Genomic DNA, 22678 nt, shown 5'->3' on the forward strand with positions numbered 1-22678 from the left:
CCTGCGTGATTGCTCGCTCGGGGGGCTTCGCCATGGCGGGCGGGGACCGTGCGCACCAGCGGAACAGACGAAGTCTCGGAGAACACCGTCGAGGGCAGGCCCTCGATCCGGGACCCAGCAGCTAGGACTTCTCCCCGCGTCCGGCTCTCAGAGGGGCGGGAAGTGAGCGATCGGGATGGGCTGACGCGCGCTCGATGCATCGCGCCGTGACGATACGGCGGGATTTGCGAGGAAATGCAGTTCTGGTTCAGCTGTTCGCGCGCTCAGGATCCCCTCCACGTGATCATCCTGCGCCTCTGAGCGTTTCGCGAACCGTCGCCCGGCGATCGACCTTGGCGTCACACGGAGATAGTTGTACTTCGCCGTCGGACTCAACGACACCAGGGCTCGAACGCCCGCTGCGTGGATCTCCGAATCGGTCTCGACGATCTCGGCGACGCCTCGGATCACAACGCTCCAGTACGACTCCCGATCCTCACCATCGATCTCGAAGGCCCCGACGGGATGCACCGTCGTAGCGAGCAATTTCGACCCCGGAGCAGACCGGATATAGACCGACCCGTCGTGAACGGTGTAGTTCACCGGGAAGATGTCCGGCATCCCATCAACACCGATCACCGCAAGCCGGCCGACACTGCCCGCCTCGATGAGACTCCAGCATTCGGTCGTCGCCAAGTAGAGAACCTCGTCGCGGCTGCGACGACCCGTTCCCCCCGATCGCCCTCCACTATCGAGCGGGCCGGGGCGTTCAGCTGAGACATGCGTGTGTGCGTTCATCATGTGCTCCTGGGGCCAAGAATCTGGGGCGGTCGGCTGGCGTGGGGACCCCGTCAGCCGTACGCCTGGGGGGATGCGCCGGCTATAGAAAACGAGGCCCCCACTCGAGACGATCCCGCTCAAGTCATAAGCACCGTCGCGTGCATCCAGAAGACAGGACCCCCTCACAATCAGCCCCCCAGGCGACTGCGAGAGGATCCACCCTTCTCCAAGAACACGCGAACACGATCCGCGGTACGTGGCGGGGCTTCTGTAACAGGAGGCGGGTTCCCGAACCGCCCCTCAGTGCTGACAGTGTCACGCAATCACGCTCAGCGATAGGGCCACCGTCAGGCGCGGCCGAAACCGGTCGGAACATTCCTCCGACCTCGTGGGACCGCCGGGGTCGTTCGGACTCATTGTCTACTGAGGAACTGTCCGACGCAGTGGGAGATCGAGCCGAGGTCAGCGAGCCACGCTGCGCTCCTGCTTGCATCCGCCCCCTATCGCCGGCCGACCTTCCGTGACACGCTGACGATAGGTCGGATTGGGCAACCCCGACCCCTCCGGAAGGAGCCCCGCCACGCCCCCGACGGTCTCAGATCTTCGAGCGTTCCTGTGTGGGTGGATCGTCTTGCAACTCCTGTGGGGGGTCGGTTGCGAGGGGATCCTGTCCCGTGACGATCAGCCCCTAGTATCACTTATCGGATCGACCTAGGGTCAGGCTCAGTGGGGACTCCGCCTGTGGCCACGTATCCCCCAATGCGCGCAACCTGGCGGGGTCCTCACGCACCCGCCACCACGTCTACCAGGAGCCTCGAAAACGCATGGGACACCTCACGATCGGAACGACCTCGGTCGTCTACGACGATCGCACTCTCGAGCACTTGGAGGCGGCGTTCACCACGAAGCTCCGCCGCCGCGAATCGTTCGTCTTCTCGTGGTCCACTCACCACAGCCTCGGAGGCGGGCGAGTGTCGGTGTGGCTCCACCCGGCGGTCAATCTCGAATACCGGTACTCCTTGCCCCGGGATGGTGGTCTGAACCTCGCGTGGGTAGACGCGTTGATCGTCGACGCCAACAGTCTCGGCGGAATGAGGGTCGTTCCCGAGCCCGGCGTTCGCGCCGCGTAGACACAGTCGGGGCCGCGAACTCCCCAGAAACGACGAAACTCCCATGGGCCGTATGACCGTGAGCGCTCGCCTACTCTTCTTCTCTTGGGGACTTTTTGGGAGCCTCAACGTGCCGGGGTCCTGCTACCCGGCGGTGAAGTGGATCCAGGCATCGGGAGGAAGCTCGGGACGGCCTGGAACAGGTTGGTGATCCAGTACCCAATGTTCGTCTGCGTTGGCCGCCACGGTCGACCAGAACAGCGAGGCCGTGGTGTTGCCGTCCTGGAATGCGACCGACCAGCGACCTGGGTATAAAGCCGTCACATACTCCACGGCAGCACGTCCTAGGCCGCTACGTCGACCGCCCCGCGCGATGAAGAAGCTGCTGATGACTCGTGTCCCAGCGTCAAGCCCTCGCACAACCGCGAAACCGACCGTCGCCGTGCCTACTCGGAAGACGAACGCCGCCCAGCGGGGGTTCGAGAGTGCAGCATCTAGCCGTTCTTGCCGAAACCGCCCGTGCTCGTCTGGAAGTGCATCCGTGAAAGTGGACATGTCATGCCTGAACATCGTCCACAGCCGTTCAAGTACGGGGCGATCCGACTCCGACGCAATGGTGACGATCAGCGAGTTGCGAGATGTGGTCATACAAAAAAGCCTCCGCCCGGATGGGCGAAGGCTTCGGTGGATATGCTATCGCGGTTCGGAGAGCTGACCTTGTGAGGCGGGCATCCGCTCGGTTCGCACCTTCGATGGTGCCGTCGTCCGGGAGGAGAGATGGACGCAGCGCCACACCTGCCACACAAGGTTGGTCACGGCTGACACGGTGATGAACAACATGAGAATCCATTGGGCGAGTGAGTAGCTCTCGTCCGCCGACGCCGTGACGATCATCAGTACGACCGTGAAGATGGCGACGAGCGACCAGACGATAGTCATCGCGATGCAAGACTTGCGCCCGCGCACGGTTTGCTTCTTTCTCACCCTTTCGAGCGTATGTCGTGTATCCGGCGGACGCGACCGATGTTCGGATCGCTCATGCGATGGGTCCGACCGCATCTTCATCCGGGGGCAGTTCAGGTGGCTACGTTCGCAGTCCCGACACTTCGTCGCCTCATTGCGGGGTACGCAGAGTACGAATACGCAAAAACCCCCGGATTCCCAGGGGTTCTAGCGGTTCAGTGGCTCCCCGGCTTGGACTCGAACCAAGAACCTATCGGTTAACAGCCGATTGCTCTGCCAATTGAGCTACCGAGGATCAGTTCCCCGCGAGCGGGCAACCCGACTATCGTATCAAAACCCGAGGGGTGCTCACGACATCATCCGCCGATTCTCGTCGCTTCGTCCGGGGTCCACAGCAGCGAGTCGAGATCCGCCCCCACTCCGACCGGGTGACCGGCGCGGATGACGAGCACCTGTGCCGCCAGCCCGGTGACGAACTCACGGTCGTTGGACATCGCGACGAGGGTCATACCGTCTTCTTGACGTCGGCGAAGAGCCTCGAGAACAGCCGGCCGCACGTCGACGTCGAGGTTGGCGTACGGCTCGTCTGCGATGAGCACCTCGGGGTCGAGCACCAGGCTGCGTGCGATCGCGACGCGCTGGCGCATTCCCGAGCTGAGCTCGTACGGGTACTTCGGCGACGATCCGATCGGCAGGTGCAGTTCGTCGAGAAGAGCGGCGACCCGCAGTGCCAGCGCGCGCTCGTTCACCCGACGATCGCGCGCCGTGATCGGTTCGGCGACGATCTCCGCCACCGTCAGCCGAGAGGGCAGTGCTGCGTTGGCGCCCTGCGCCAGGTAGCCGGTGCGGTACTGACGGATGCGGCGCTGCCTTCCTCGAGCCCGCAGCGAGATGCCGGCGACATGAGCGGATCCGCCGACGACCGACAGGTCACGGCCGTGGACTCCGGCCAGCGCGGCCGCGAGGCTCGACTTGCCCGACCCGGTCGCGCCCATGACCGCGAGTGCCCCGCCGGCGTCGACGCGCACCGAGACACCGTCGACCACTCGCAGCCCCGCCGACACCCGCTCGATCGACAGATCGTCGCAGACCACCCCGGCATCCCGAGCCTCTGACTCCACCATGCCTGTCATCCTCCCTGTCGCCACGTGCACCTGCTACTCGGTCTCGGTGAGCGCGCGTCGCAGCTGATCCAGATCGCGCAGCGCGACCCTCACGCGGCGACCCTCTTCGGAGTCGGGCGCGACACGCTGCACGGCGCCGAGCAGCTCAGCCTTCTCCCGGTCGATCGCCCGCAACCGGAGCCGACGGCACAGCGACGCGGTCGACGCCTTCGCCTCGACCTCCGTCAGCGCCGGGAACGAGGTCGTGAGCAGCTCAGCGGCGAGCGTGCGGTACGGCTCGCGCGTGGCATCCACGGCGTCCGTCGACCAGCCCACGCGTGCGCGATCGGGCTGCGCGACGATCGCCTGCCGCACGGCGTCGAGGGCCGGATGCTGCATCGGCAGGCCCAGCGCCGCCTCGAGCTCCGCCGAGTCGAGGGTGTGCCCGTACTGGAGGATCCCCATGATCGCGTCTCGCTCGAGCGCCACGGATGCCGTCCGCGGCAAGGTCGCGACCGTCACCCGGGTCGACTCCCCCGACGCGGCGCCCGCGACGTCGACCGGCGGTGACTCGTTGTCTCGCGAGGCGCGGCTCCCGCGCGCCGCGCGCTCGACCGCGGGAGTGACCTCACCCAGATCCATGCCGAGTTTGCGGGCGAGCACCCGCGTGTATCCGGGGCGCAGCGACGGGTCGCGGATCTCCGCCACGATCGGGGCGGCGGCCCGGAGCGCACCGACGCGGCCCTCGACACTTCCGAGATCGAAGCCGGTGAGCTTCTGGTCGATGACGAACTCGAACATCGGCGCTTTGGCATCCATCAGCGCCCGCACCGCACCATCGCCCTTGTTGAGACGGAGATCGCAGGGATCGAGGCCATCGGGAGCGACGGCGACATAGGTCTGCGCGGCGAAGCGCTTCTCGTCGGCGAACGCGCGGAGCGCCGCCTTCTGGCCGGCGGCGTCGGGGTCGAAGGTGAAGATGACCTCGCCCGAGGCGCTGTCATCGCCCATCACCCGGCGGAGGACGGAGATGTGATCGGAGCCGAACGCCGTGCCGCAGGTGGCGATCGCCGTCGTGACGCCCGCGAGATGGCATGCCATCACGTCGGTGTACCCCTCGACGACGACGACTCGGTGCGAACGGGAGACGTCCTTCTTGGCGAGGTCGAGCCCGTAGAGCACCTGGGCCTTCTTGTAGATCGGCGTCTCGGGGGTGTTCAGGTATTTCGGGCCCTGATCGTCGTCGTACAACTTTCGCGCGCCGAACCCGATCGTCTGACCGGTCAGGTCGCGGATGGGCCACACGACGCGCCCGCGGAAGCGGTCGTAGACGCCGCGCTGGCCCTGCGAGACCAGACCTGCGGTCGCCATCTCCTCGTCGGTGAACCCCTGCTTGCGGAGCGCATCGCGCATGTGGTCCCAGCCCTTGGGGGCGTAACCGACCCCGAAGTGCGCGGCAGCACCGGCGTCGAAGCCCCGCTCGCCGAGGAACCGGCGACCCGCCTCGGCTTCAGCGCTCGCGAGCTGAGACCGGAAGTACTCCGCCGCGGCGGAATTCGCCTGGTACAGCCGCGTGCGGCCGCTCGTCTCAGGTGCGGCGGCGCCGTCTTCGTAGTGGAGCGAGAACCCGATCCGACCGGCAAGACGTTCGACGCATTCCGTGAACGACAGGTGGTCCATCGCGCGGAGGAACGAGTAGACATCGCCCGACTCCCCGCAGCCGAAGCAGTGGTAGTACCCCACCTGGGGGCGTACATGGAAGCTGGGGCTCCGCTCATCGTGGAAGGGGCACAGACCCTTGAGCGAGCCCACTCCGGCCGACTTCAGCGCGACCCGCTCCCCCACGATGTCTGCGATGTTCGTCCGCGCTTTGACCTCGTCGACGTCAGCCTGACGGATGCGCGCCATCAGAGACCCTCGATCGGTTCGGGAAGGGCGAACCCGGGGGCGGCGACGTTGCGGGCACCGGTGTGCCAGAGCCCGAGTTCGCGCAGGTCGACGGGCCCGACGAGCACGGAGTGCCACTCGATCGCGAACCGGTCGGTCAGCGTAGCCACCTGATCGACGATGACGCGCGTGCGATCGGCGTCGGTCTCGGCGGCGGCGAAGTCGACGGCGTGCATGTGATCGAGATGCTCCGGACGCTCACGGAGAGCGGATGCCAGCCGCTTGAGCACCCGGCGCTGCTCCTTGTAGAGCCCCTTCCGCCCGTCGATCGACACCACGAAGGCGCCGATGGTGCCCTTCAGCACGGCCATCTCGGCCTCGATGACGCGCGGCACGATCATCCGGCCCCGGAACCGCGTCAGCGCGGGAGTGTCGTAGTGCTCGCGGGTCGCGGCGGTCGCGGCGCGCGCGAACCGACCGATGAACTCCGACGTCAGGTTCTTGAGGCGCGCGATCGAGGCGCGGGTCCCGTCGAAGTCGGTGACCCATTCGGGCAGCCGGAGGAGCCGGTACAGCGCGTCGGCGAGTTCGTCGCGGCTGAACCCGAGGCCCACCCACGACTGGATCGCCGTGAGGATCGCCTCGCGCTCCCGAGGATCAGCAAGGCGGCGCGGGTCGAGGTAGCCGTTGAGCACGGCGTCTTCGAAGTCGTGGACCGAGTAGGCGATGTCATCGGAGAGGTCCATGACCTCCGCCTCGATGCAGCGCACGCGACCGGGGGCGCCCTGCCGCATCCATGCGAACACCGCTTCGTCCTCGGCGTAGACCCCGAACTTCTGCCGTCCGCCGGGATCGGGGATCGCGTGCTCCGACGTCCACGGGTACTTGCAGGTGGCGTCGAGGCTCGCTCGGGTGAGGTTCAGCCCGACGCTGCGCCCCTCGGCGTCGACGACCTTGGGCTCGAGGCGGGCGAGGATCCGGAGCGACTGCGCGTTGCCCTCGAACCCGCCGATGTCTTCGGCCCAATCGTTGAGGGCGCGTTCGCCGTTATGCCCGAACGGCGGGTGGCCGAGGTCGTGGCTGAGGCACGCGGTGTCGACGACGTCGGGTGAGAGTTCGAGGGCGATCGCCAATTCGCGACCCACCTGCGCGACCTCGAGCGAATGCGTGAGCCGGTTCCGCGCGAAGTCGGCCGGGCTCGCCGGGCTCAGGACCTGCGTCTTCGCGGCGAGGCGGCGAAAGCCGGCCGAGTGCAGCACACGCGCACGGTCGCGCGCGAAACCGTCGCGCTGCGAGCGATGCTGCTCGGGGTGGAACCGCTCTGCGTCGTGATCGTCGTAGCCGGCCGGGCGCCCCGAGGCGATGCCGACCCCGCTGGCCAGCTCAGCCACCACTGGTGTCGAGTTCCGCAGCGGCGAGGGCGAGGGATGCCGCGTCGCCGAGCTCCTTCGAGTCCAGCCATCCGTCGGGCAGGGCTGGCCGCTTCGGCGTGCCGGCGCGTCCGCGCTGACCCTCGGCAGCCTCACCGGGATAGGGCGCATCGAGGTCGAGCGTGGCGAGGAGGTCGTCGATCTCCTCGAGCGTCGACGCGGTCGCGAGCTTCGCGCGGAGCTCGCCGCCCACGGGGTACCCCTTGAAGTACCAGGCGACGTGCTTGCGGATGTCGCGGCATCCGCGTCCTTCGTCCTCGAAGAACTCGACGAGCAGCTCTGCATGACGGCGGAACGCCGCGGCGACGAACCCGAGCGTGGCATCGACGGCAGGAGCGGTGTGGCCCGATCCGAGCTCCCGGGCCAAGTCGCCGAACAGCCACGGCCGCCCCAGGCACCCGCGACCGACGACGACGCCGTCGCAGCCGGTCTCGGTCATCATGCGGCGCGCGTCGGCCGCCGACCAGATGTCGCCGTTTCCGAGCACGGGGATGCTCGTGACGGTCTCCTTCAGCTTCGCGATCGCCGACCAGTCGGCGGTGCCGGAGTAGAACTCGGATGCCGTGCGGGCGTGCAGAGCGACGGCGGCGACTCCCGCGCCCTCCGCGATGCGCCCCGCCTCGAGGTAGGTGAGGTGATCGGCGTCGATGCCTTTGCGCATCTTCACCGTCAGCGGGAGGTCGCCTGCCGCGCGCGCGGCGCGCTCGACGATCTCGCGGAACAGGCCGGTCTTCCAGGGCAGCGCCGCTCCCCCGCCCTTGCGGGTGACCTTCGGCACCGGGCAGCCAAAGTTCAAGTCGATGTGGTCGGCGTGGCCCTCTTCGGCGATGATGCGGACCGCGGCCTCGACCGTCGTCGGGTCGACGCCGTACAGCTGGATCGAGCGCGGTGTCTCGGACTCGTGGTGCCGGATCAGACGCATCGTCGTGGCGTTGCGCTCGACGAGGGCGCGGGTCGTGATCATCTCGCTCACGTAGAGTCCCGCGCCGTACTCACGGCACAGGCGGCGGAAGGCGGTGTTCGTGATGCCCGCCATCGGCGCCAGCACGACCGGCGCATCGAGAACGAGCGGGCCGATGCGCAGGGGCGCGGGCGGGGCGAGGGTGGTCGACATATCCATCTCATTCTCCCAGACCTGGGGCGGGAGCGGGACGACCGGCGGTCCTATCGTGGAATCATGCCTGAGACTCCTGCGATCACCGAGATCCCGTTCACCACCGCTGACGGGAAGGAGGCGACACTGAGCGAGCTGGGCGACAAAGCGTTCCTGATCGTCAACGTCGCGTCGAAGTGCGGACTGGCTCCCCAGTACGAGCAGCTCGAGGAGCTCCAGAAGACGTACGGCGACCGCGGCCTGCAGGTCGTCGGGTTCCCGTGCAACCAGTTCATGGGCCAGGAGCCGGGCTCGATGGACGAGATCCTCGACTACTGCGCCGTCAACTGGGGCATCACCTTCCCGATCATGGACAAGGTGAAAGTCAACGGATCGAACGCCGCACCGCTCTACAAGGCGCTGAAGAAGACGACGAACGCCGAGCGGGCCAAGGGCCCCGTCATGTGGAACTTCGAGAAGTTCCTCGTCACGCGCGACGGTCAGCTGCACCGCTTCCGCCCGCAGACCAAGCCCAACGAGCCCGAGGTCATCGCGGCGATCGAGTCCGCTCTCGCCTGAGCTTCCTCACCCGATCGACGCGATGCCGCCGCAGGCCTCGGCCGCGGCGGCATCCGTCGTCTCCACGTGCGGCAGCAGCCTCAGGATGCTGCGGGAGCCTCGGCGCGCTCGGCCCATACCTGGCGGGCGATCTGTGCGAACGCGGCCGGCGGCTGCGCGCCGCTGACGCCGTACTTGCCGTCGATCACGAAGAACGGCACACCCTGGATGCCGTAGGCCTGCGCCTGCGCCTGGTCGGCGCGCACGGCGTCGAGGTACCGGCTCGACTCGAGCGCCTCGCGCACCTCGCCGGCGTCGAGGCCCGCCTCAGCGGCGAGGTCGACGAGGTCGTCGACGCGGCCGACGTGACGGCCTTCGACGAAGTACGCGGCCATGATGCGTTCGGTGAGCTCGGGCTGCACGCCCTTCTCCTTGGCGAAGTGCAGCAGCTCGTGCGCCTTCACGGTGTTGGTGTGCTTGAGGAGGTCGTAGCGGTAGCCGAGTCCTGCCTCGGCCGCGACGCCGGTCACCCGCGCAATCATCTGCTCGACCTCGGCGGCGGGCAGTCCGCGGTGCCCGGCGAGGAAGTCGGCCTCGCTGCCGTCGAAGTCGACGGGCGTGTCGGGCGACAGCTCGTAGGAGTGGAAGGTCACCTCCACTCGGGGGGCATCGGAGTCGGCGGCCGTCTCGGCCAGTCCCGACTCCAGGTTGCGCTTGCCGATGTAGCACCAGGGGCAGGCGATGTCACTCCACACGTCGATCTTGATGGCATCCGTCACATCCCGTGCAACGTCGGCACCACGCCGCGCTATTCCGCCCCGCGGCGTCGGGTTTCAGGCCGTCGGGGCGTCCTTGGCGCCGCCGAAGCGCCGATCGCGTGACAGGTAGAGCTCGATGGCCCCCCACAGGTCGGTGCGGGAGAAGTCCGGCCACAGCGTGTCGAGGAAGACCATCTCCGCGTAGGCGGCCTCCCACAGCAGGAAGTTGGAGGTCCGCTGCTCGCCGCTGGAGCGGATGAAGAGATCGACGTCGGGCATGTCCGGCACGTACAGGTGCCGGCGGAGCGTCTTCTCGGTGATCGCCGACGGCTTGAGCCTGCCCTTCGCGATCTCCTCGCCCATCGCGCGCATCGCGTCGACGATCTCGTGGCGTCCGCCGTAGTTGACGCACATCGTCAGCGTCAGCCCGGTGTTGCCCGCCGTCAGCTCCTCGGCGTGCTGGAGCTCCTTGATGACCGATCCCCACAGGCGCGGCTTGCGGCCGGCCCAGCGGATGCGGACATCCCATTCGTTGAGCTGGTCGCGCCGCCGATGCAGCACGTCGCGGTTGTACCCCATGAGGAAGCGCACCTCTTCGGGCGAACGCGCCCAGTTCTCCGTCGAGAACGCGTAGACGCTGAGGTGCTTCACGCCCGCCTGCACCGCACCGGCGACGACGTCGAGCAGCACTTCCTCGCCGGCGCGGTGCCCCTCGATGCGGGTGAGTCCGCGGCGGTTCGCCCAGCGACCGTTGCCGTCCATGACGACCGCGACGTGGTCCGGCACACCGTTCCGCGGGAACGCCGGCGGGTGGATGCCGGTCCAGTCGAGTGGCCGATAGGGGACGGCGTCGCGGTGCGTGTACGGCTTCGGGCTCATCGAGGCGCCTCCAAGTGCGACATGGAACGGATACCGCGCTCGAGATGCCACTGCGCGTACGCGGCGACGAGGCCCGAGGATGCCGCGGTGGCGCCGTCGGAGGCGCCGTCGACGACATCCCACTCCCCGGCGATGAGAGCCCGGAGCAGGCCTCCGGTCTCCGGCGACATGCGTGCGGAGCCTGCGGGAGCGCAGGCGCTGCAGACCACACCGCCCATCTGCGCGACGAACCAGTCGTGCGGCCCCGGAACGCCGCAGCGGGCGCACTCGCCGAGCGACGGGGCCCAGCCCGAGAGCGACATGACCCGCAAGAGGTAGGAGTCGAGCACCGACCGCGACGCGTGGTCGCCCCGCGCGAGGGCGCGGAGCCCGCCGACGAGCAGGAGATACTGCTGCGGCGTCGCCTCGGACTCGTTCAGCCGGTCGGCCGTCTCGGCCATCGCGTAGGCCGCCGTGTACCGGTCGTAGTGGGTGGCGATGTCGGCCCCGTACGCGCCGATCGACTCGGCCTGCTGGACGATGTCGAGCGAGCGGCCCTTGTAGAGCTGGACGTCGGCCACCATGAAGGGCTCGAGCCGCGCCCCGAAGCGCGACGACGTGCGCCGCACCCCTTTGGCGACGGCGCGCACCTTGCCGTGATGACGGCTGAGCATCGTCACGATGCGGTCCGCCTCCCCCAGCTTGTGGGTTCGCAGGACCACGACGTCGTCGCGGTAGGTGGGCACCCTCCATTATCTCGCGACCAGGCACAATGAAGGCGTGACCGAGCCGCAGTTCCTCATCCCCCTCTGGGCCGACCTCCTGGCCGTCGGCCTCGGCGGCATCCAGGGGGCCCTGTTCGCATCGGGGTTCGTCGGGCAGCGCCGACTCGACCTCCTCGGAGTCGCGATCATCGGCATCGTCATGGGGCTCGGCGGCGGTCTCGTGCGCGACCTGCTCCTGAATACGACGCCCGCCTCGCTCGAGAGCAACTGGTACCTGCCGACGGCGACCCTGGCGGCACTGTTCGGGATGCTGCTGGCCAACGTGTTCCAGCGACTCAACGGCATGATCGTCGCGCTCGACGCGGTCGTGATCGGAATGTTCGGCGCGTTCGGCACGACGAAGGCCCTCGCCCTCGGATTGCCTCCCGTTCCCGCGATCTTCGTCGGGGCGTGCGCCGCCGTCGGCGGTGGTCTTCTCCGCGACGTGTTCATGGGCCTGCCCGTCGCCATGATGCACGTCGGCTCGCTCTACGCGGTCGCCGCGGCGGCGGGCTGCGCCGTGCTCGTCGCGCTCGACGCGTTCGGGCTGTCGGCCGTGCCCGCCGCCCTCATCTGCATCGGGGTGACCGCCGTCATCCGTGTGCTCGCGGTGGTCTTCGACATCTCGCTGCCCGAGCAGCGCGCGGTCTACCGACGGAAGGTCGCCGTCGAGACGTCGACCATCCCGATCATCCGTCCCTGACGACTCTCCGGCCGGAGCGGCTCAGACGCCGGCGAGCTCGCCGGCGTCTGACGCGGCCGCCGAGCGGGATCGGATCGCGCGGTTGACCGCCGACACGATCGCCTTCAGGCTCGCCGTCGAGATGTCGCCGTCGATGCCGACGCCCCACAGGCGCTGGTCGTCGACTTGGAGCTCGACGTACGCCGCCGCGTGAGCGTCACCGCCCGCGCCGAGCGTGTGCTCGACGTAGTCGTAGAGCGAGATGTCGAACCCTCGCTCGTGCAAGACGCTGAGGAACGCCGCGATCGGTCCGTTGCCCGTTCCCGCCGCGGTGACCCGCTCGTCACCGTCACGCAGCGTGACGTCGAGGGTGATCGCCCCCGACATGTCGCTCTGCGTTCCCGTCGACAGCAGCTCGAACCGGCCCCACTTCGCGTCGGACGCGGATGCCGGCAGGTACTCGTCGGAGAAGATCGACCAGATCTGACCGCTCGAGACCTCGCCGCCCTCGGCATCCGTCTTGGCCTGCACGACACCGGAGAACTCGATCTGCAGCTTGCGGGGCAGGTCGAGCGCGTGATCCGACTTCAGCAGGTAGGCGACGCCACCCTTGCCCGACTGCGAGTTGACGCGGATGACCGCCTCGTACGACCGGCCGAGGTCCTTCGGGTCGATCGGCAGGTAGGGCACGGCCCACTCGATCTCGTCGATGTGCCGGCCCTCCGCCTTCGCGCGGGCCTCCATCGCCTCGAAGCCCTTCTTGATGGCGTCCTGGTGCGAGCCGCTGAAGGCGGTGAAGACGAGATCTCCCGCCCAGGGGCTCCGCTCGGGCACCGGCAACTGGTTGCAGTACTCGGCGGTGCGCTTGACCTGGTCGATGTCGCTGAAGTCGATCTGCGGGTCGATGCCCTGCGTCAGCAGGTTGATGCCCAGCGCGACCAGATCGACGTTGCCGGTGCGCTCACCGTTGCCGAAGAGGCAGCCCTCGATGCGGTCGGCACCGGCCATGTAGCCGAGCTCGGCCGCGGCGATCGCCGTGCCGCGATCGTTGTGGGGGTGGAGCGACAGGATGACGTTCTCGCGATGCGCCAGGTGACGGCTCATCCACTCGATCGAATCGGCGTAGACGTTCGGCGTGGCCATCTCCACCGTGGCGGGCAGGTTGATGATGACCTTGCGCTCGGGCGTGGGCTCGAAGACCTCGATCACCTGGTTGCAGACGTCGACAGCGAACTCCAACTCGGTGCCGGTGTAGCTCTCGGGCGAGTACTCGTAGTAGACGGCCGTCTCGGGGATCGTCTTCTCGTACTCGCGGCACAGGCGCGCGCCGTCGAGAGCGATGTCGATGATTCCCTGTTGGTCGGTGCGGAACACGACCTCCCGCTGCAGGATGCTCGTCGAGTTGTAGAGGTGCACGATCGCCTGCTTCGCGCCGGCGATCGACTCGTAGGTGCGCTTGATGAGGTGCTCGCGCGCCTGGGTCAGCACCTGGATCGTGACGTCATCGGGGATCAGGCCATCGTCGATCAGCTGACGGACGAAGTCGAAGTCGGTCTGGCTCGCGCTCGGGAACCCGACCTCGATCTCCTTGTAGCCCATCTTCACGAGCAGTTCGAACATGACGCGCTTGCGCTCGGGGCTCATCGGGTCGATCAGCGCCTGGTTGCCGTCGCGCAGGTCGACGGCGCACCAGCGGGGGGCGACCTCGATCCGCTTCGTCGGCCAGGTGCGGTCGGGGAGGTCGACGCGGATCAGATCGGAGTACGGACGGTACTTGTGGATCGGTGCGTTCGAGGGCTTCTGGTTGTTTCGCATGATGTGGCTTCTTCTCTCGTCATCGTGGTTCGGGCCCACGGAAAGCTCCGCGACGAGAGTGGCCCTGTTAGTGCGAGGTCTCGTCGCGGCAGCTAAGGAGAAGAAGCGTGCCTGCGCGCATGCGACCCACGTTACACCGGAAAAGCGGCGAGACCACCTGAGACGATCCGCGCAGGGCCGACACTCTCCAGACATGATGCACCGTCACCTCGCGGCCGGCCTCCTGTTGGGCGCCGCTCTTCTGCTCACCTCGTGCGCCACGCCTGCCGCCCCGGGCTCCGCGCCGGATGCCCCGGTCGGCAGCGCTCTCGGCTCGCTGTGGCCCGGACCGCCGAGCGGAGAGGTCGTCGCCCAGGGAATGGTGCTCGACACCGGCGACTCCCCCGAGCTCTGCCTGGGCGCGGTGGCCGAATCAGCACCGACGCAGTGCAGCGGGATCCCGCTCGAGGGGTGGACGTGGGAGGGTGTCGACGGAGCCGAGACGATGAGCGGACAGACCTGGGGCTCCTACGCCGTGCAGGGAACGTACGACGGCGAGACGTTCACCGTCACCCAGCCCCCGGTGTTGCTGGCCCTCTACGACCCGATGAAGCCCGCCGACCCCACCGGCGGGAAGACCGGGTCGGGCACCGCCGAGGAGCTTCAGACGATCAGCGACACCCTGCCGGACGCCCTCGCCGAAAGCTACCTGGGGTCGTACACCGACGACCGCGGATGGCTGTGGGTCGACGTCGTCTGGGACGACGGGACATTCCAGGATGCGGCCGACGCCGATTTCGGCGACGGCAAGGTCGTCGTCAACTCGGCGCTGCGCGCTGTCGGCTGAGCCGCGACCGGTGCGGGTCAGGTGACGAGCGCGAGCTTGCCGCCGGCGTGCCCCGACATCAGGTGGGCCGCCGCATCTCGAGCTTCGGCGAACGCGTAGGTCCGGACGACCGGAACCTCGAGAAGGCCGCGGCCGGCGAGGTCGACGAGTGCGCCTCGGACGCCGTCGCGGAACTCGGCGCTCGCTCTCTTCATCCCGCCGATCGCGACGATCCCGTCGGACTCCACGCGGTCGGGTCGGACGATCGTGATGATGCGGCGGGTGTCGGCGACGAGGGCGAGGGAGGCATCGATCGCCTCATCGGTGCCGACGGCGTCGAGCGCCGCGACGAAGGTGCCACCGGCCTCGCGTGCACGCTCGACGAGCCCATCACCGTAGGCGATCGGCATCCCGCCGTACTGCCGGACCATGCCCGCGCTCGCATCGCTCGCTGTTCCGACGACACGGATGCCGCGCAGCGCCGCCTGCTGGAGGAAGCTGACCCCCACGGCCCCCGACGCGCCGTGGAGGAGAACGGTGTCACCGTCGGCCGCGCCGCTGAGCTCGAGCATCTCGGCGGCCGTCGCGCCGGCGAGCAGGAGCCCTGCTGCCGCGGCGTGACTCAGCGGTGCGGGTTTCGCGAAGACCTTCGACGCGGGCACCGTGAGCTCGGTCGCGTAGCCGCCCGAGACCCGGAACGCCACGACCTCGTCGCCCACGACCGCGGCGCCGGAACCGATCTCCGTGTTGGCGCCGATCGCGGCGATCTCCCCCGACACCTCGTAGCCGAGCGGCACCGGGAAGGCACTCCCCGGGCGGGCGCTGTGCTTGACGTCGGCGGGATTCATCCCGGCGGCACGCACGCGGATCGTCACCTCACCCGCCTCAGGGGGCGCGACATCCACCTCGCGGAGCTCCCAGGACGAGATCCCGTCCGGGCCGGTGGCGAACCATGCCTGTGCCATGCGCGTCTCCTTCGTCGAACCGATCAGAAGCCGAGGCGACCCAGCTGCTTCGGGTCGCGCTGCCATTCTTTCGCGACGCGGACCCGAAGCGAAAGGAACACCCGGCCGCCGACGAGAGGCTCGATGCCGGCGCGGGCCCGCGATCCGACGTCGGCCAGGCGCGAGCCCTTGTGACCGATGATGATCGCCTTCTGGCTGTCGCGCTCGACCACGATGTTCGCGTAGATGTCGGTCAGGTCGGTGCCCTCGCGGGCCGCGATGTCCTCGACCGTGACCGCGATCGAGTGGGGAAGCTCGTCGCGCACGCCCTCGAGCGCAGCCTCGCGGATGATCTCCGCGATCCGGTCGTCGATGGTCTCGTCGGTGACGATTCCCGCGGGGTAGAGCGGCGGGCCCTTCGGCATGAGCTTCAGCAGCTCGTCGCCCAGGATGTCGAGCTGGTCGTCGGTGACGGCCGAGAGCGGGATGACGGCGTCCCAGTCCTCACGGAGGGCGTTGACTTCGAGCAGGCGCTCCGTGATCTGATCGCGCGAGGCGATGTCGACCTTGGTGACGATGGCGACCTTCTTCGCGCGGCGGTATCCGTCGAGCGACGCGGCGATCCGGCGATCACCGGGGCCGACCTTCTCGTTCGCGGGGACGAGGAAGCCGATCGCGTCGACGTCGCCCAGCACCTGCTCCACGAGATCGTTCAGGCGCTGCCCGAGGAGCGTCCGGGGCTTGTGGATGCCCGGGGTGTCGACGATCACGAGCTGGCCGCCCGGACGGTTGAGGATGCCGCGGATGGCGCGGCGGGTCGTCTGCGGTTTGTCGCTCGTGATGGCGACCTTCTCGCCGACGAGGGCGTTGGTCAGCGTCGACTTGCCGACGTTCGGTCGTCCGACGAACGTCACGAAACCCGATCGTTCGGTCATGGTCACTCCGATCCCCGCGAGACGCGGATCTCTCCGGTACGGGTGGAAAGGATGGGGTCGCCGTCGTCGGGCGCGGCGGCGCGTTCGACGAAGACGGTGGCAAGGCCGCGGCCGCGGCCGCGCGAGGTGCCGCCGGTCATGATGAGGCCACCGGCTTCGACGCGGGCGCCGGGCACCGGCACGCTGCCGAGCGCCTTGCCGAAGAAGCCGCCGATCGAGTCGACGTCGTCGTCTTCGAGTTCGATGTCGAACAGTTCGCCGACCTCATCGAGGGCGAGGCGCGTGCTGACGCGGTATCGGCCGTCGCCGAGGTCCGAGACCTCGGTCGATCGAGGGTCGTACTCGTCGGCGATCTCGCCCACGAGCTCTTCGATCAGGTCCTCGAGAGTCACCAGCCCCGACACGCCGCCGTACTCGTCCACGACGAGGCAGACATGGACGGCTTCGCGCTTCATCTGCTGCAGAAGCGTCTCGGCGCGCATCGACTCAGGCACGAAGACCGCGGGGCGGGCGATCTGAGCCACCCGGACACCGCGCCACGCGCTTTCGTCGCGGAACGCGAACTGCACGAGGTCCTTCAGGTAGACCACACCGATGATGTCATCGGCCTCGCCGTCGGCGATCGGGATGCGCGAGACGCCCTTGTCGAGGAAGAGCGCCATCGCCTCCTGCGTCGACGCCGCGGCATCCATCGTCACCATGTCGGTCCGCGGCACCATGACGGCGCGCACGAACCGATCGGTGAAATCGAAGACCGAGTGGATCAGCGAGCGGTCGTCCTCCTCGATGAGGTCCTGCGAGGCGGCCTCGTCGACCATGCTCAGCAGCTGTTCCTCCGACGAGAACGTCGTGTTCCGGTGGATGCCGGGAGTCAGCCGGTCGCCGACGACGACGAGCAGGTGCGCGAAGGGGCCGAGGACGATCCGCGCCCCCCGGACGATCGGCGCGCACACCCGGAGGAAGGCCTTCGAGTGCTGTCTGCCGACGGCGCGAGGCGACGCCCCGACGAGCACGAACGACGTGATCGTCATCACGATCACCGCCGCCAGCATCGCCCACCAGATGTTGTCGAACAGGAGCATGAACACGACGGTCACGAGCACAGCCGCGGCGGTCTCGGCCAGGATCCGGATGAAGACCACGGCGGTCCGGTGCGCATCCGGGTCTGCGGCGATGCGCAGGAGAGCCGCGCGCGAGCGGGCGGAGTCCGCGAGGTCGGCGAGGTCGGCCCGCGACGTCACATCGAGCGCGGCCTCCAGCGAGGCCATGAGGCCGCCGAGCGCGACCAGGGCGACCGCGGCGACGAGGAGAAGGGCCTCGGTCATGCGCGGCGTCGGCGCTCAGCGGCGCGGAACGAACCGATCAGTTCCTTCTGGAGTCCGAACATCTCACGCTCTTCCTCTGGCTCCGCGTGATCGAAGCCGAGCAGGTGGAGGAGACCGTGCGTCGTGAGGAGGATCAGCTCGTCGACGGTCGGGTGGCCGGCGGCCGTCGCCTGCGTCTCGGCGACCTGCGGGCACAGCACGATGTCGCCGAGGAGCCCTGGGGGCGTCGGCATCTCGTCGGTGCCGGGACGCAACTCGTCCATCGGGAAGCTCAGGACGTCGGTCGGACCGGGCTCGTCCATCCACTGCACGTGGAGGGCCTCCATCGCACCCTCATCGACCAGCAGGATCGCGAGATCGGCGTCGGGGCTGACGTTCAGCTCGGCCAGATTGTGCTCGGTGAGTCGGAGCAGGACGGTCTCGTCGATCTCGACCCCCGACTCGTTGGTGATCTCGATCGTCATGAACGTCCTCGCTTGGGCTGCCGGTCGCGGGGACCGTTCGGTCGAAGGGTGGTGCGCCGCTCGGCGCGGTTCGCGAACTCGCTCGCCTCGTCGCGGTCACGACGGGCAGCGAGGCGCTCCTCGTCGTACACCGTGTAGGCATCGACGATGCGGCCCACGAGGGTGTGACGCACGACGTCGGCGCTCGTGAGGGTGGCGAAGTGGATGTCCTCGATGTCTTTGAGCACGCGAGTGACGAGTCGGAGGCCCGATGCGCCCTGCGGCAGGTCGACCTGGGTGATGTCGCCGGTGACGACCATCCGGGTTCCGAACCCGAGCCGGGTGAGGAACATCTTCATCTGCTCGGGCGTCGTGTTCTGCGCTTCGTCGAGCACGACGAACGAGTCGTTGAGCGTGCGTCCGCGCATGTACGCGAGCGGGGCGACCTCGATCGTGCCCGATGCCATGAGCTTCGGCACGAGCTCGGGGTCCATCATCTCGTTCAGCGCGTCGTACAGGGGGCGCAGATACGGGTCGATCTTGTCGGTGAGCGTGCCGGGCAGGAAGCCCAGGCGCTCCCCCGCCTCGACGGCAGGACGCGTCAGGATGATGCGGCTGACCTCCTTGCGCTGCAGGGCCTGCACGGCCTTCGCCATTGCGAGGTAGGTCTTACCGGTGCCGGCAGGGCCGATGCCGAAGACGATCGTGTTCTCCTCGATCGCGTCGACGTAGTCCTTCTGGCCCATCGTCTTGGGTCGGATGACCTTGCCGCGCGAAGAGAGGATCGCCTCTCCGAGCACCTCGGACGGGCGCACACCGGCATCCGATCGGAGGATCCTGCTCGACTGGGTGACGTCGCTCGGATCGAGCCCCTGGCCGGCGCGGGCCATGCCGATCAGTTCGTCGACGAGCTCGCGCGCCGCGGCCACGGCATCCGCGTCGCCGGTGAGGGTGATCTCATTGCCCCGCACGTGCACCTGCACGTCGGGGTGCTCCCGCTCGACGGTGCGCAGCAGGCGGTCCTGCGGACCGAGCAGCTGAACCATCGCGACGCCGTCCGCGTAGATGCGGTCGACGGTGTTCTCGGTGTCGTCAGGCACCCAGACTCCCTTCACTGAGACCGCCGCCGAGAACGTGCGCGTGCACGTGGAAGACGGTCTGGCCGGCGTCCTCGCCGGTGTTGAAAACCAATCGGAAGTCGCCGCCGGCATGTTCGGCGGCGACGGAGTTGGCCAAGCCCACGACCTCTGCGAGGAGGGCCGGGTCACCGGCGGCCAGCTCGACGACGTTGCGGTACTTCGCCGTCTTGGGGATCACGAGCAGATGGACCGGAGCCTGAGGCGCGATGTCACGGATGGCGAACGCGTTGTCGGTTTCGGCGATGATCTCTGCGGGGATCTCTCCGTCGAGGATGCGGGTGAAGACCGATGGCTCGCTCATCCCCCCAGTCTAGTCGCGGCCTCCCGGGCCGGGCAGGGTCACCAGCGCCCCAGCGCGGCGTTCACGAGCGCCAGAGCGACCGGACCTGCCGTCGAGGTCCGGAGCACCGTCTCCCCCAGCCGCACGAGCGTCGCGCCCGCCGATTCGAGCGCTGCGAGCTCGTCCGGAGCGATACCGCCCTCCGGCCCCACGATCAGCAGCACATCCCGGGTGTCGCCCTCGTCGAAGCGCACCGAGGTCAGCGTGTCGGATGCCGTCGGCTCCAGCACCAGGGCCCGCGCACCCGATGCCCGGGCGGCGAGGTCGCGCGTCGTGGCGGGCGGCGTGACCTCGGCCAGCCAGTCGCGGTGCGCCTGCTTGGCCGCCTCACGGGCGATGGCGTCCCAGCGGGCGACGCCCTTCGCCGCCTTGGCCGGATCCCACCGCGACACGCTCCGAGCGGCCTGCCACGGGACGATCTCGTCGACGCCCAGCTCGGTGGCTGCCTGCACCGCGAGTTCGTCGCGATCGCCCTTCGCGAGGGCCTGCACGAGCACGGTGCGGGGAACAGCGGCCGGCGTCTCGACGCGGTCGAGGACGTCGACGACGACCTCCTTCGGAGCAACGGCTGCCACGGCGCCGGTGAGTCGGACGCCGCGGCCGTCGCCGACGGTGACCGTCTCCCCCACCCGCACCCGGCGGACGGCCGCCGCGTGATGGGCCTCTGCGCCGGTCAACGTGACGGCGCCGCCCGGATGGGCGTCGCTCGCCTCGTCGATCACGAAGTGGAGGGCCACCGGGTCACCGCTTGAACTTGTCGCGCAGCTTCGCGAAGAGGCCCGGGTGGAACTCGGCGAGGTGCGGCGGCGCGGGCTTCGTCCGCTTCGCCAGCTCCTGGACGAGGGCGCGCGACTTCGGGTCGAGGTGCGCCGGCGTGACGACCTGCACGCCGACCCGGAGGTCACCGCGCTGACCGCCGCGCAGCGGCGTGATGCCGCGACCGCGGATCGTGAGCTCGTCGCCCGCCTGCACACCCGAGCGGATGTCGAGGTCGACCGAGCCGTCGAGGGAGTCGATCGACACGCTCGTGCCGAGGATGGCGTCGACCATCGAGACCTCGAGCGTCGCGAGCAGATCGTCGCCGTCACGGCTGAAGACCTCGTGCGGCTCGACCGTCACCTCGAGGTACAGATCGCCGTTCGGTCCGCCGGCGGGGCCGACCTCGCCCGAACCGGGGAGCTGGAGCCGCAGACCGCTTTCGACGCCCGCGGGGATGTCGAGCGACACGGTGCGGCGTGAGCGGACGCGCCCCTGCCCCTGGCAGGTGGAGCACGGGTACGGGATCGTCGTGCCGTAGCCCTGGCAGGTGGTGCACGGCTGGGAGGTCATGACGTTGCCGAGGAGGCTGCGGACGGCGCGCTGGATCTGGCCCGACCCGTGGCAGATGTCGCACGTGACCGGCTGGGTGCCCGGCTGGCAGCACGACCCCTGACAGGTGTCGCACAAGACCGCGGTGTCGACCTCGATGTCACGGTGGACGCCGAACACCACGTCGCCGAGCGAGAGGTCGACGCGCACGAGCGCGTCCTGGCCGCGTTCGCGCCGCGACCGAGGACGACCCGCGCGGGTTCCGCCGCCGCCCCCGCCGAAGAAGGTCTCGAAGATGTCGCTGAAGCCGCCGAAGTTCGCGCCGCCGGCACCGCCGAAGCCGCCGTCGCCGCCCATGTCGTAGCGCTGGCGCTGCTCGGGGTCGCTCAGCACGTCGTACGCGTGCGTGACCGATTTGAAGCGCTCGGATGCGTCCTCGCCGGGGTTCACGTCGGGGTGCAGCTGGCGCGCCAGACGCCGGTATGCCTTCTTGATCTCGTCCGGGCTCGCGTCGCGTTCGACGCCCAGGACCTCGTAGTGGTCAGCCACATTCGCCTTTCCGGCCCGCAGGCCGATCAGTTCAGCGCGCCTTCTCGTCTTCCTCGAGAAGGCGGCTCAGATAATGCGCGACGGCGCGAACCGACGCGAGATTGCTGGGATAGTCCATGCGGGTCGGCCCGAGCACGCCCAGGCGCGCCCGCGACCCGACGACGTCGTAGTCGCCCACGACGACCGACGCCTCGGCGAGACCGAAGGCCTCGTTCTCGCGGCCGATGCTCGTCGCCAGCCCCTGCTCGTCGGCGACCATCTCGCCCATGAGGCGCAGCAGGGTCACCTGCTCTTCGATCGCCTCCAGCAACGGGTAGATGCTGCCGCGGAAGTCGGACTCGCGACGCGCGAGCGTCGCTGATCCCGCCATGACCAGGCGGTCGTGGCGGAACTCCTCGAGCTCCTCGCCGAGGGTCCGGAGCACGATGCGGGTGTTGTCGTCGCGGCCGGTCTGATCTGCTTCGTCGAGCAGACGCGCGATCGCCGCGGCGCCGTCACGCACGCTCGCACCGGTCAGCAGCGCGGCCATCGCGCTCTTGAGGCGCACGGTGTCGTCGTCCGAGGGCTCGGATGCGAGGAACGCGACGCGCTGCGAGACGCGACCCGTGTCGGTGACCACGATGACGACGGCGCGAGTGCCGCCCAGGTGGACGACCTCGACGTGCGAGACGTTCGCTCGCGCGAAAGACGGGTACTGGACGATCGCGACCTGTCCGGTGAGCCGAGTGAGGGTGCGGACGGTGCGGACGAGAAGGTCGTCGAGGTCGCCGGTGTCTTCGAGGAAGGCCCCGATCGCCGAACGCTGGGCAGGGCTCAGCGGTCTCAGCTCAGCGAGGTGGTCGACGAAGACGCGGTACCCCTTGTCCGTCGGGACGCGCCCCGAGGAGGTGTGCGGGGCCGCGATGAGGTCCTCGTCTTCGAGCAGCGCCATGTCGTTGCGGATCGTCGCGGCCGAGACGCCGAACTGGTGACGGTCGACGATCGCCTTGCTGCCGACGGGCTCGCGCGTGTCGACGTAGTCCTGAACGATGGCGCGAAGCACTTGCAGGCCGCGTTCCGAGACCATGACTCCTCCTCCGCTGGCACTCTCGATCAACGAGTGCCAATTCTA

Annotated in this window: 24 protein-coding genes and 1 tRNA gene; 4 read left to right on the forward strand and 21 right to left on the reverse strand. The window is 68.7% G+C overall.

The window, feature by feature from the left end; translation table 11 throughout:
• Window positions 1-147 precede the first annotated feature (147 nt).
• Window positions 148-675, reverse strand: coding sequence for a pyridoxamine 5'-phosphate oxidase family protein (locus ACJJV7_RS04630; protein WP_405372847.1), 528 nt, complete (start codon window positions 673-675; stop codon window positions 148-150).
• 908 nt (window positions 676-1583) lie between these two features.
• On the opposite strand from ACJJV7_RS04630, the gene ACJJV7_RS04635 reads away from it, so the two are divergent.
• Window positions 1584-1889 (forward strand): hypothetical protein, encoded by a 306-nt coding sequence (locus tag ACJJV7_RS04635; RefSeq protein ID WP_405372846.1) that lies wholly within the window; start codon window positions 1584-1586, stop codon window positions 1887-1889.
• 123 nt (window positions 1890-2012) lie between these two features.
• Here ACJJV7_RS04635 and ACJJV7_RS04640 read toward each other — a convergent pair whose 3' ends face one another.
• From ACJJV7_RS04640 to dusB, 7 genes are all read right to left on the reverse strand, one after another.
• Entirely contained in the window at window positions 2013-2516 is a 504-nt protein-coding gene (locus ACJJV7_RS04640; RefSeq protein WP_405372845.1) for a GNAT family N-acetyltransferase, read from the reverse strand.
• 45 nt (window positions 2517-2561) lie between these two features.
• Entirely contained in the window at window positions 2562-2852 is a 291-nt protein-coding gene (locus tag ACJJV7_RS04645; RefSeq protein ID WP_405372844.1) for a hypothetical protein, read from the reverse strand.
• A 198-nt stretch (window positions 2853-3050) separates the two neighbouring features.
• Window positions 3051-3126, reverse strand: a tRNA-Asn gene (locus ACJJV7_RS04650).
• 61 nt (window positions 3127-3187) lie between these two features.
• Window positions 3188-3955, reverse strand: a complete 768-nt coding sequence (locus ACJJV7_RS04655) for an ATP-binding cassette domain-containing protein (RefSeq protein ID WP_405372843.1) — start codon at window positions 3953-3955, stop codon at window positions 3188-3190.
• Between the two features lie 33 nt (window positions 3956-3988).
• The gene (gene dnaG, locus ACJJV7_RS04660) at window positions 3989-5842 is read right to left on the reverse strand and encodes a DNA primase (protein WP_405372842.1); all 1854 of its coding nucleotides are present in this window, start codon (window positions 5840-5842) and stop codon (window positions 3989-3991) included.
• A complete protein-coding gene (locus tag ACJJV7_RS04665; protein ID WP_405372841.1) occupies window positions 5842-7212 on the reverse strand; it encodes a deoxyguanosinetriphosphate triphosphohydrolase in 1371 nt (456 codons plus the stop codon). Before ACJJV7_RS04665 ends, dnaG begins: the two co-directional genes overlap by 1 nt.
• Complete coding sequence (gene dusB / locus ACJJV7_RS04670) at window positions 7205-8365, reverse strand: tRNA dihydrouridine synthase DusB (RefSeq protein ID WP_405372840.1); 1161 nt, start codon at window positions 8363-8365, stop codon at window positions 7205-7207. Before dusB ends, ACJJV7_RS04665 begins: the two co-directional genes overlap by 8 nt.
• A gap of 63 nt (window positions 8366-8428) precedes the next feature.
• Between dusB and ACJJV7_RS04675 the strand changes: the two genes are divergently transcribed.
• Window positions 8429-8923, forward strand: coding sequence for a glutathione peroxidase (locus tag ACJJV7_RS04675; protein ID WP_405372839.1), 495 nt, complete (start codon window positions 8429-8431; stop codon window positions 8921-8923).
• 80 nt (window positions 8924-9003) lie between these two features.
• Here the strand turns inward: ACJJV7_RS04675 and ACJJV7_RS04680 are convergent, their stop codons facing one another.
• From ACJJV7_RS04680 to recO, 3 genes are read right to left on the reverse strand one after another with little or no spacing between them, the layout of a single operon-like run.
• Window positions 9004-9681 (reverse strand): DsbA family protein, encoded by a 678-nt coding sequence (locus ACJJV7_RS04680; RefSeq protein WP_405372838.1) that lies wholly within the window; start codon window positions 9679-9681, stop codon window positions 9004-9006.
• A 54-nt stretch (window positions 9682-9735) separates the two neighbouring features.
• On the reverse strand, window positions 9736-10539 hold the full coding sequence (locus ACJJV7_RS04685; protein WP_405372837.1) for an isoprenyl transferase: 804 nt from the start codon (window positions 10537-10539) through the stop codon (window positions 9736-9738).
• Entirely contained in the window at window positions 10536-11264 is a 729-nt protein-coding gene (recO, locus tag ACJJV7_RS04690) for a DNA repair protein RecO (RefSeq protein ID WP_405372836.1), read from the reverse strand. The genes ACJJV7_RS04685 and recO overlap by 4 nt, the downstream gene beginning before the upstream one ends.
• Before the next feature lie 34 nt (window positions 11265-11298).
• Here recO and ACJJV7_RS04695 point away from each other — a divergent pair, with 34 nt between their 5' ends.
• Window positions 11299-11985, forward strand: coding sequence for a trimeric intracellular cation channel family protein (locus ACJJV7_RS04695; RefSeq protein WP_405372835.1), 687 nt, complete (start codon window positions 11299-11301; stop codon window positions 11983-11985).
• Between the two features lie 21 nt (window positions 11986-12006).
• Here the strand turns inward: ACJJV7_RS04695 and leuA are convergent, their stop codons facing one another.
• Window positions 12007-13779, reverse strand: coding sequence for a 2-isopropylmalate synthase (leuA, locus tag ACJJV7_RS04700; protein ID WP_405372834.1), 1773 nt, complete (start codon window positions 13777-13779; stop codon window positions 12007-12009).
• A 193-nt stretch (window positions 13780-13972) separates the two neighbouring features.
• On the opposite strand from leuA, the gene ACJJV7_RS04705 reads away from it, so the two are divergent.
• Window positions 13973-14605: a hypothetical protein gene (locus tag ACJJV7_RS04705; protein ID WP_405467822.1), complete on the forward strand. Its 633-nt coding sequence runs from the start codon at window positions 13973-13975 to the stop codon at window positions 14603-14605.
• 17 nt (window positions 14606-14622) lie between these two features.
• Here ACJJV7_RS04705 and ACJJV7_RS04710 read toward each other — a convergent pair whose 3' ends face one another.
• From ACJJV7_RS04710 to hrcA, 9 genes are read right to left on the reverse strand one after another with little or no spacing between them, the layout of a single operon-like run.
• Window positions 14623-15549 (reverse strand): zinc-binding dehydrogenase, encoded by a 927-nt coding sequence (locus ACJJV7_RS04710; protein ID WP_405372832.1) that lies wholly within the window; start codon window positions 15547-15549, stop codon window positions 14623-14625.
• A 23-nt stretch (window positions 15550-15572) separates the two neighbouring features.
• Window positions 15573-16463, reverse strand: coding sequence for a GTPase Era (gene era / locus ACJJV7_RS04715; protein WP_405372831.1), 891 nt, complete (start codon window positions 16461-16463; stop codon window positions 15573-15575).
• Between the two features lie 2 nt (window positions 16464-16465).
• Entirely contained in the window at window positions 16466-17788 is a 1323-nt protein-coding gene (locus ACJJV7_RS04720) for a hemolysin family protein (RefSeq protein WP_405372830.1), read from the reverse strand.
• Window positions 17785-18252, reverse strand: coding sequence for an rRNA maturation RNase YbeY (ybeY, locus tag ACJJV7_RS04725; protein ID WP_405372829.1), 468 nt, complete (start codon window positions 18250-18252; stop codon window positions 17785-17787). Before ybeY ends, ACJJV7_RS04720 begins: the two co-directional genes overlap by 4 nt.
• A complete protein-coding gene (locus tag ACJJV7_RS04730; protein ID WP_405372967.1) occupies window positions 18249-19277 on the reverse strand; it encodes a PhoH family protein in 1029 nt (342 codons plus the stop codon). The genes ybeY and ACJJV7_RS04730 overlap by 4 nt, the downstream gene beginning before the upstream one ends.
• Window positions 19278-19323: 46 nt before the next feature.
• Window positions 19324-19671, reverse strand: a complete 348-nt coding sequence (locus ACJJV7_RS04735) for an HIT domain-containing protein (protein WP_405372828.1) — start codon at window positions 19669-19671, stop codon at window positions 19324-19326.
• Window positions 19672-19709: 38 nt separating this feature from the next.
• On the reverse strand, window positions 19710-20447 hold the full coding sequence (locus tag ACJJV7_RS04740) for a 16S rRNA (uracil(1498)-N(3))-methyltransferase (RefSeq protein ID WP_405372827.1): 738 nt from the start codon (window positions 20445-20447) through the stop codon (window positions 19710-19712).
• A 4-nt stretch (window positions 20448-20451) separates the two neighbouring features.
• A complete protein-coding gene (gene dnaJ, locus ACJJV7_RS04745; protein ID WP_405372826.1) occupies window positions 20452-21567 on the reverse strand; it encodes a molecular chaperone DnaJ in 1116 nt (371 codons plus the stop codon).
• Between the two features lie 31 nt (window positions 21568-21598).
• Window positions 21599-22633 (reverse strand): heat-inducible transcriptional repressor HrcA, encoded by a 1035-nt coding sequence (gene hrcA / locus ACJJV7_RS04750; protein WP_405372825.1) that lies wholly within the window; start codon window positions 22631-22633, stop codon window positions 21599-21601.
• Window positions 22634-22678 lie beyond the last annotated feature (45 nt).

This window comes from Microbacterium sp. Ld4 (assembly GCF_045066555.1).
Classification (GTDB): Bacteria; Actinomycetota; Actinomycetes; order Actinomycetales; family Microbacteriaceae; genus Microbacterium.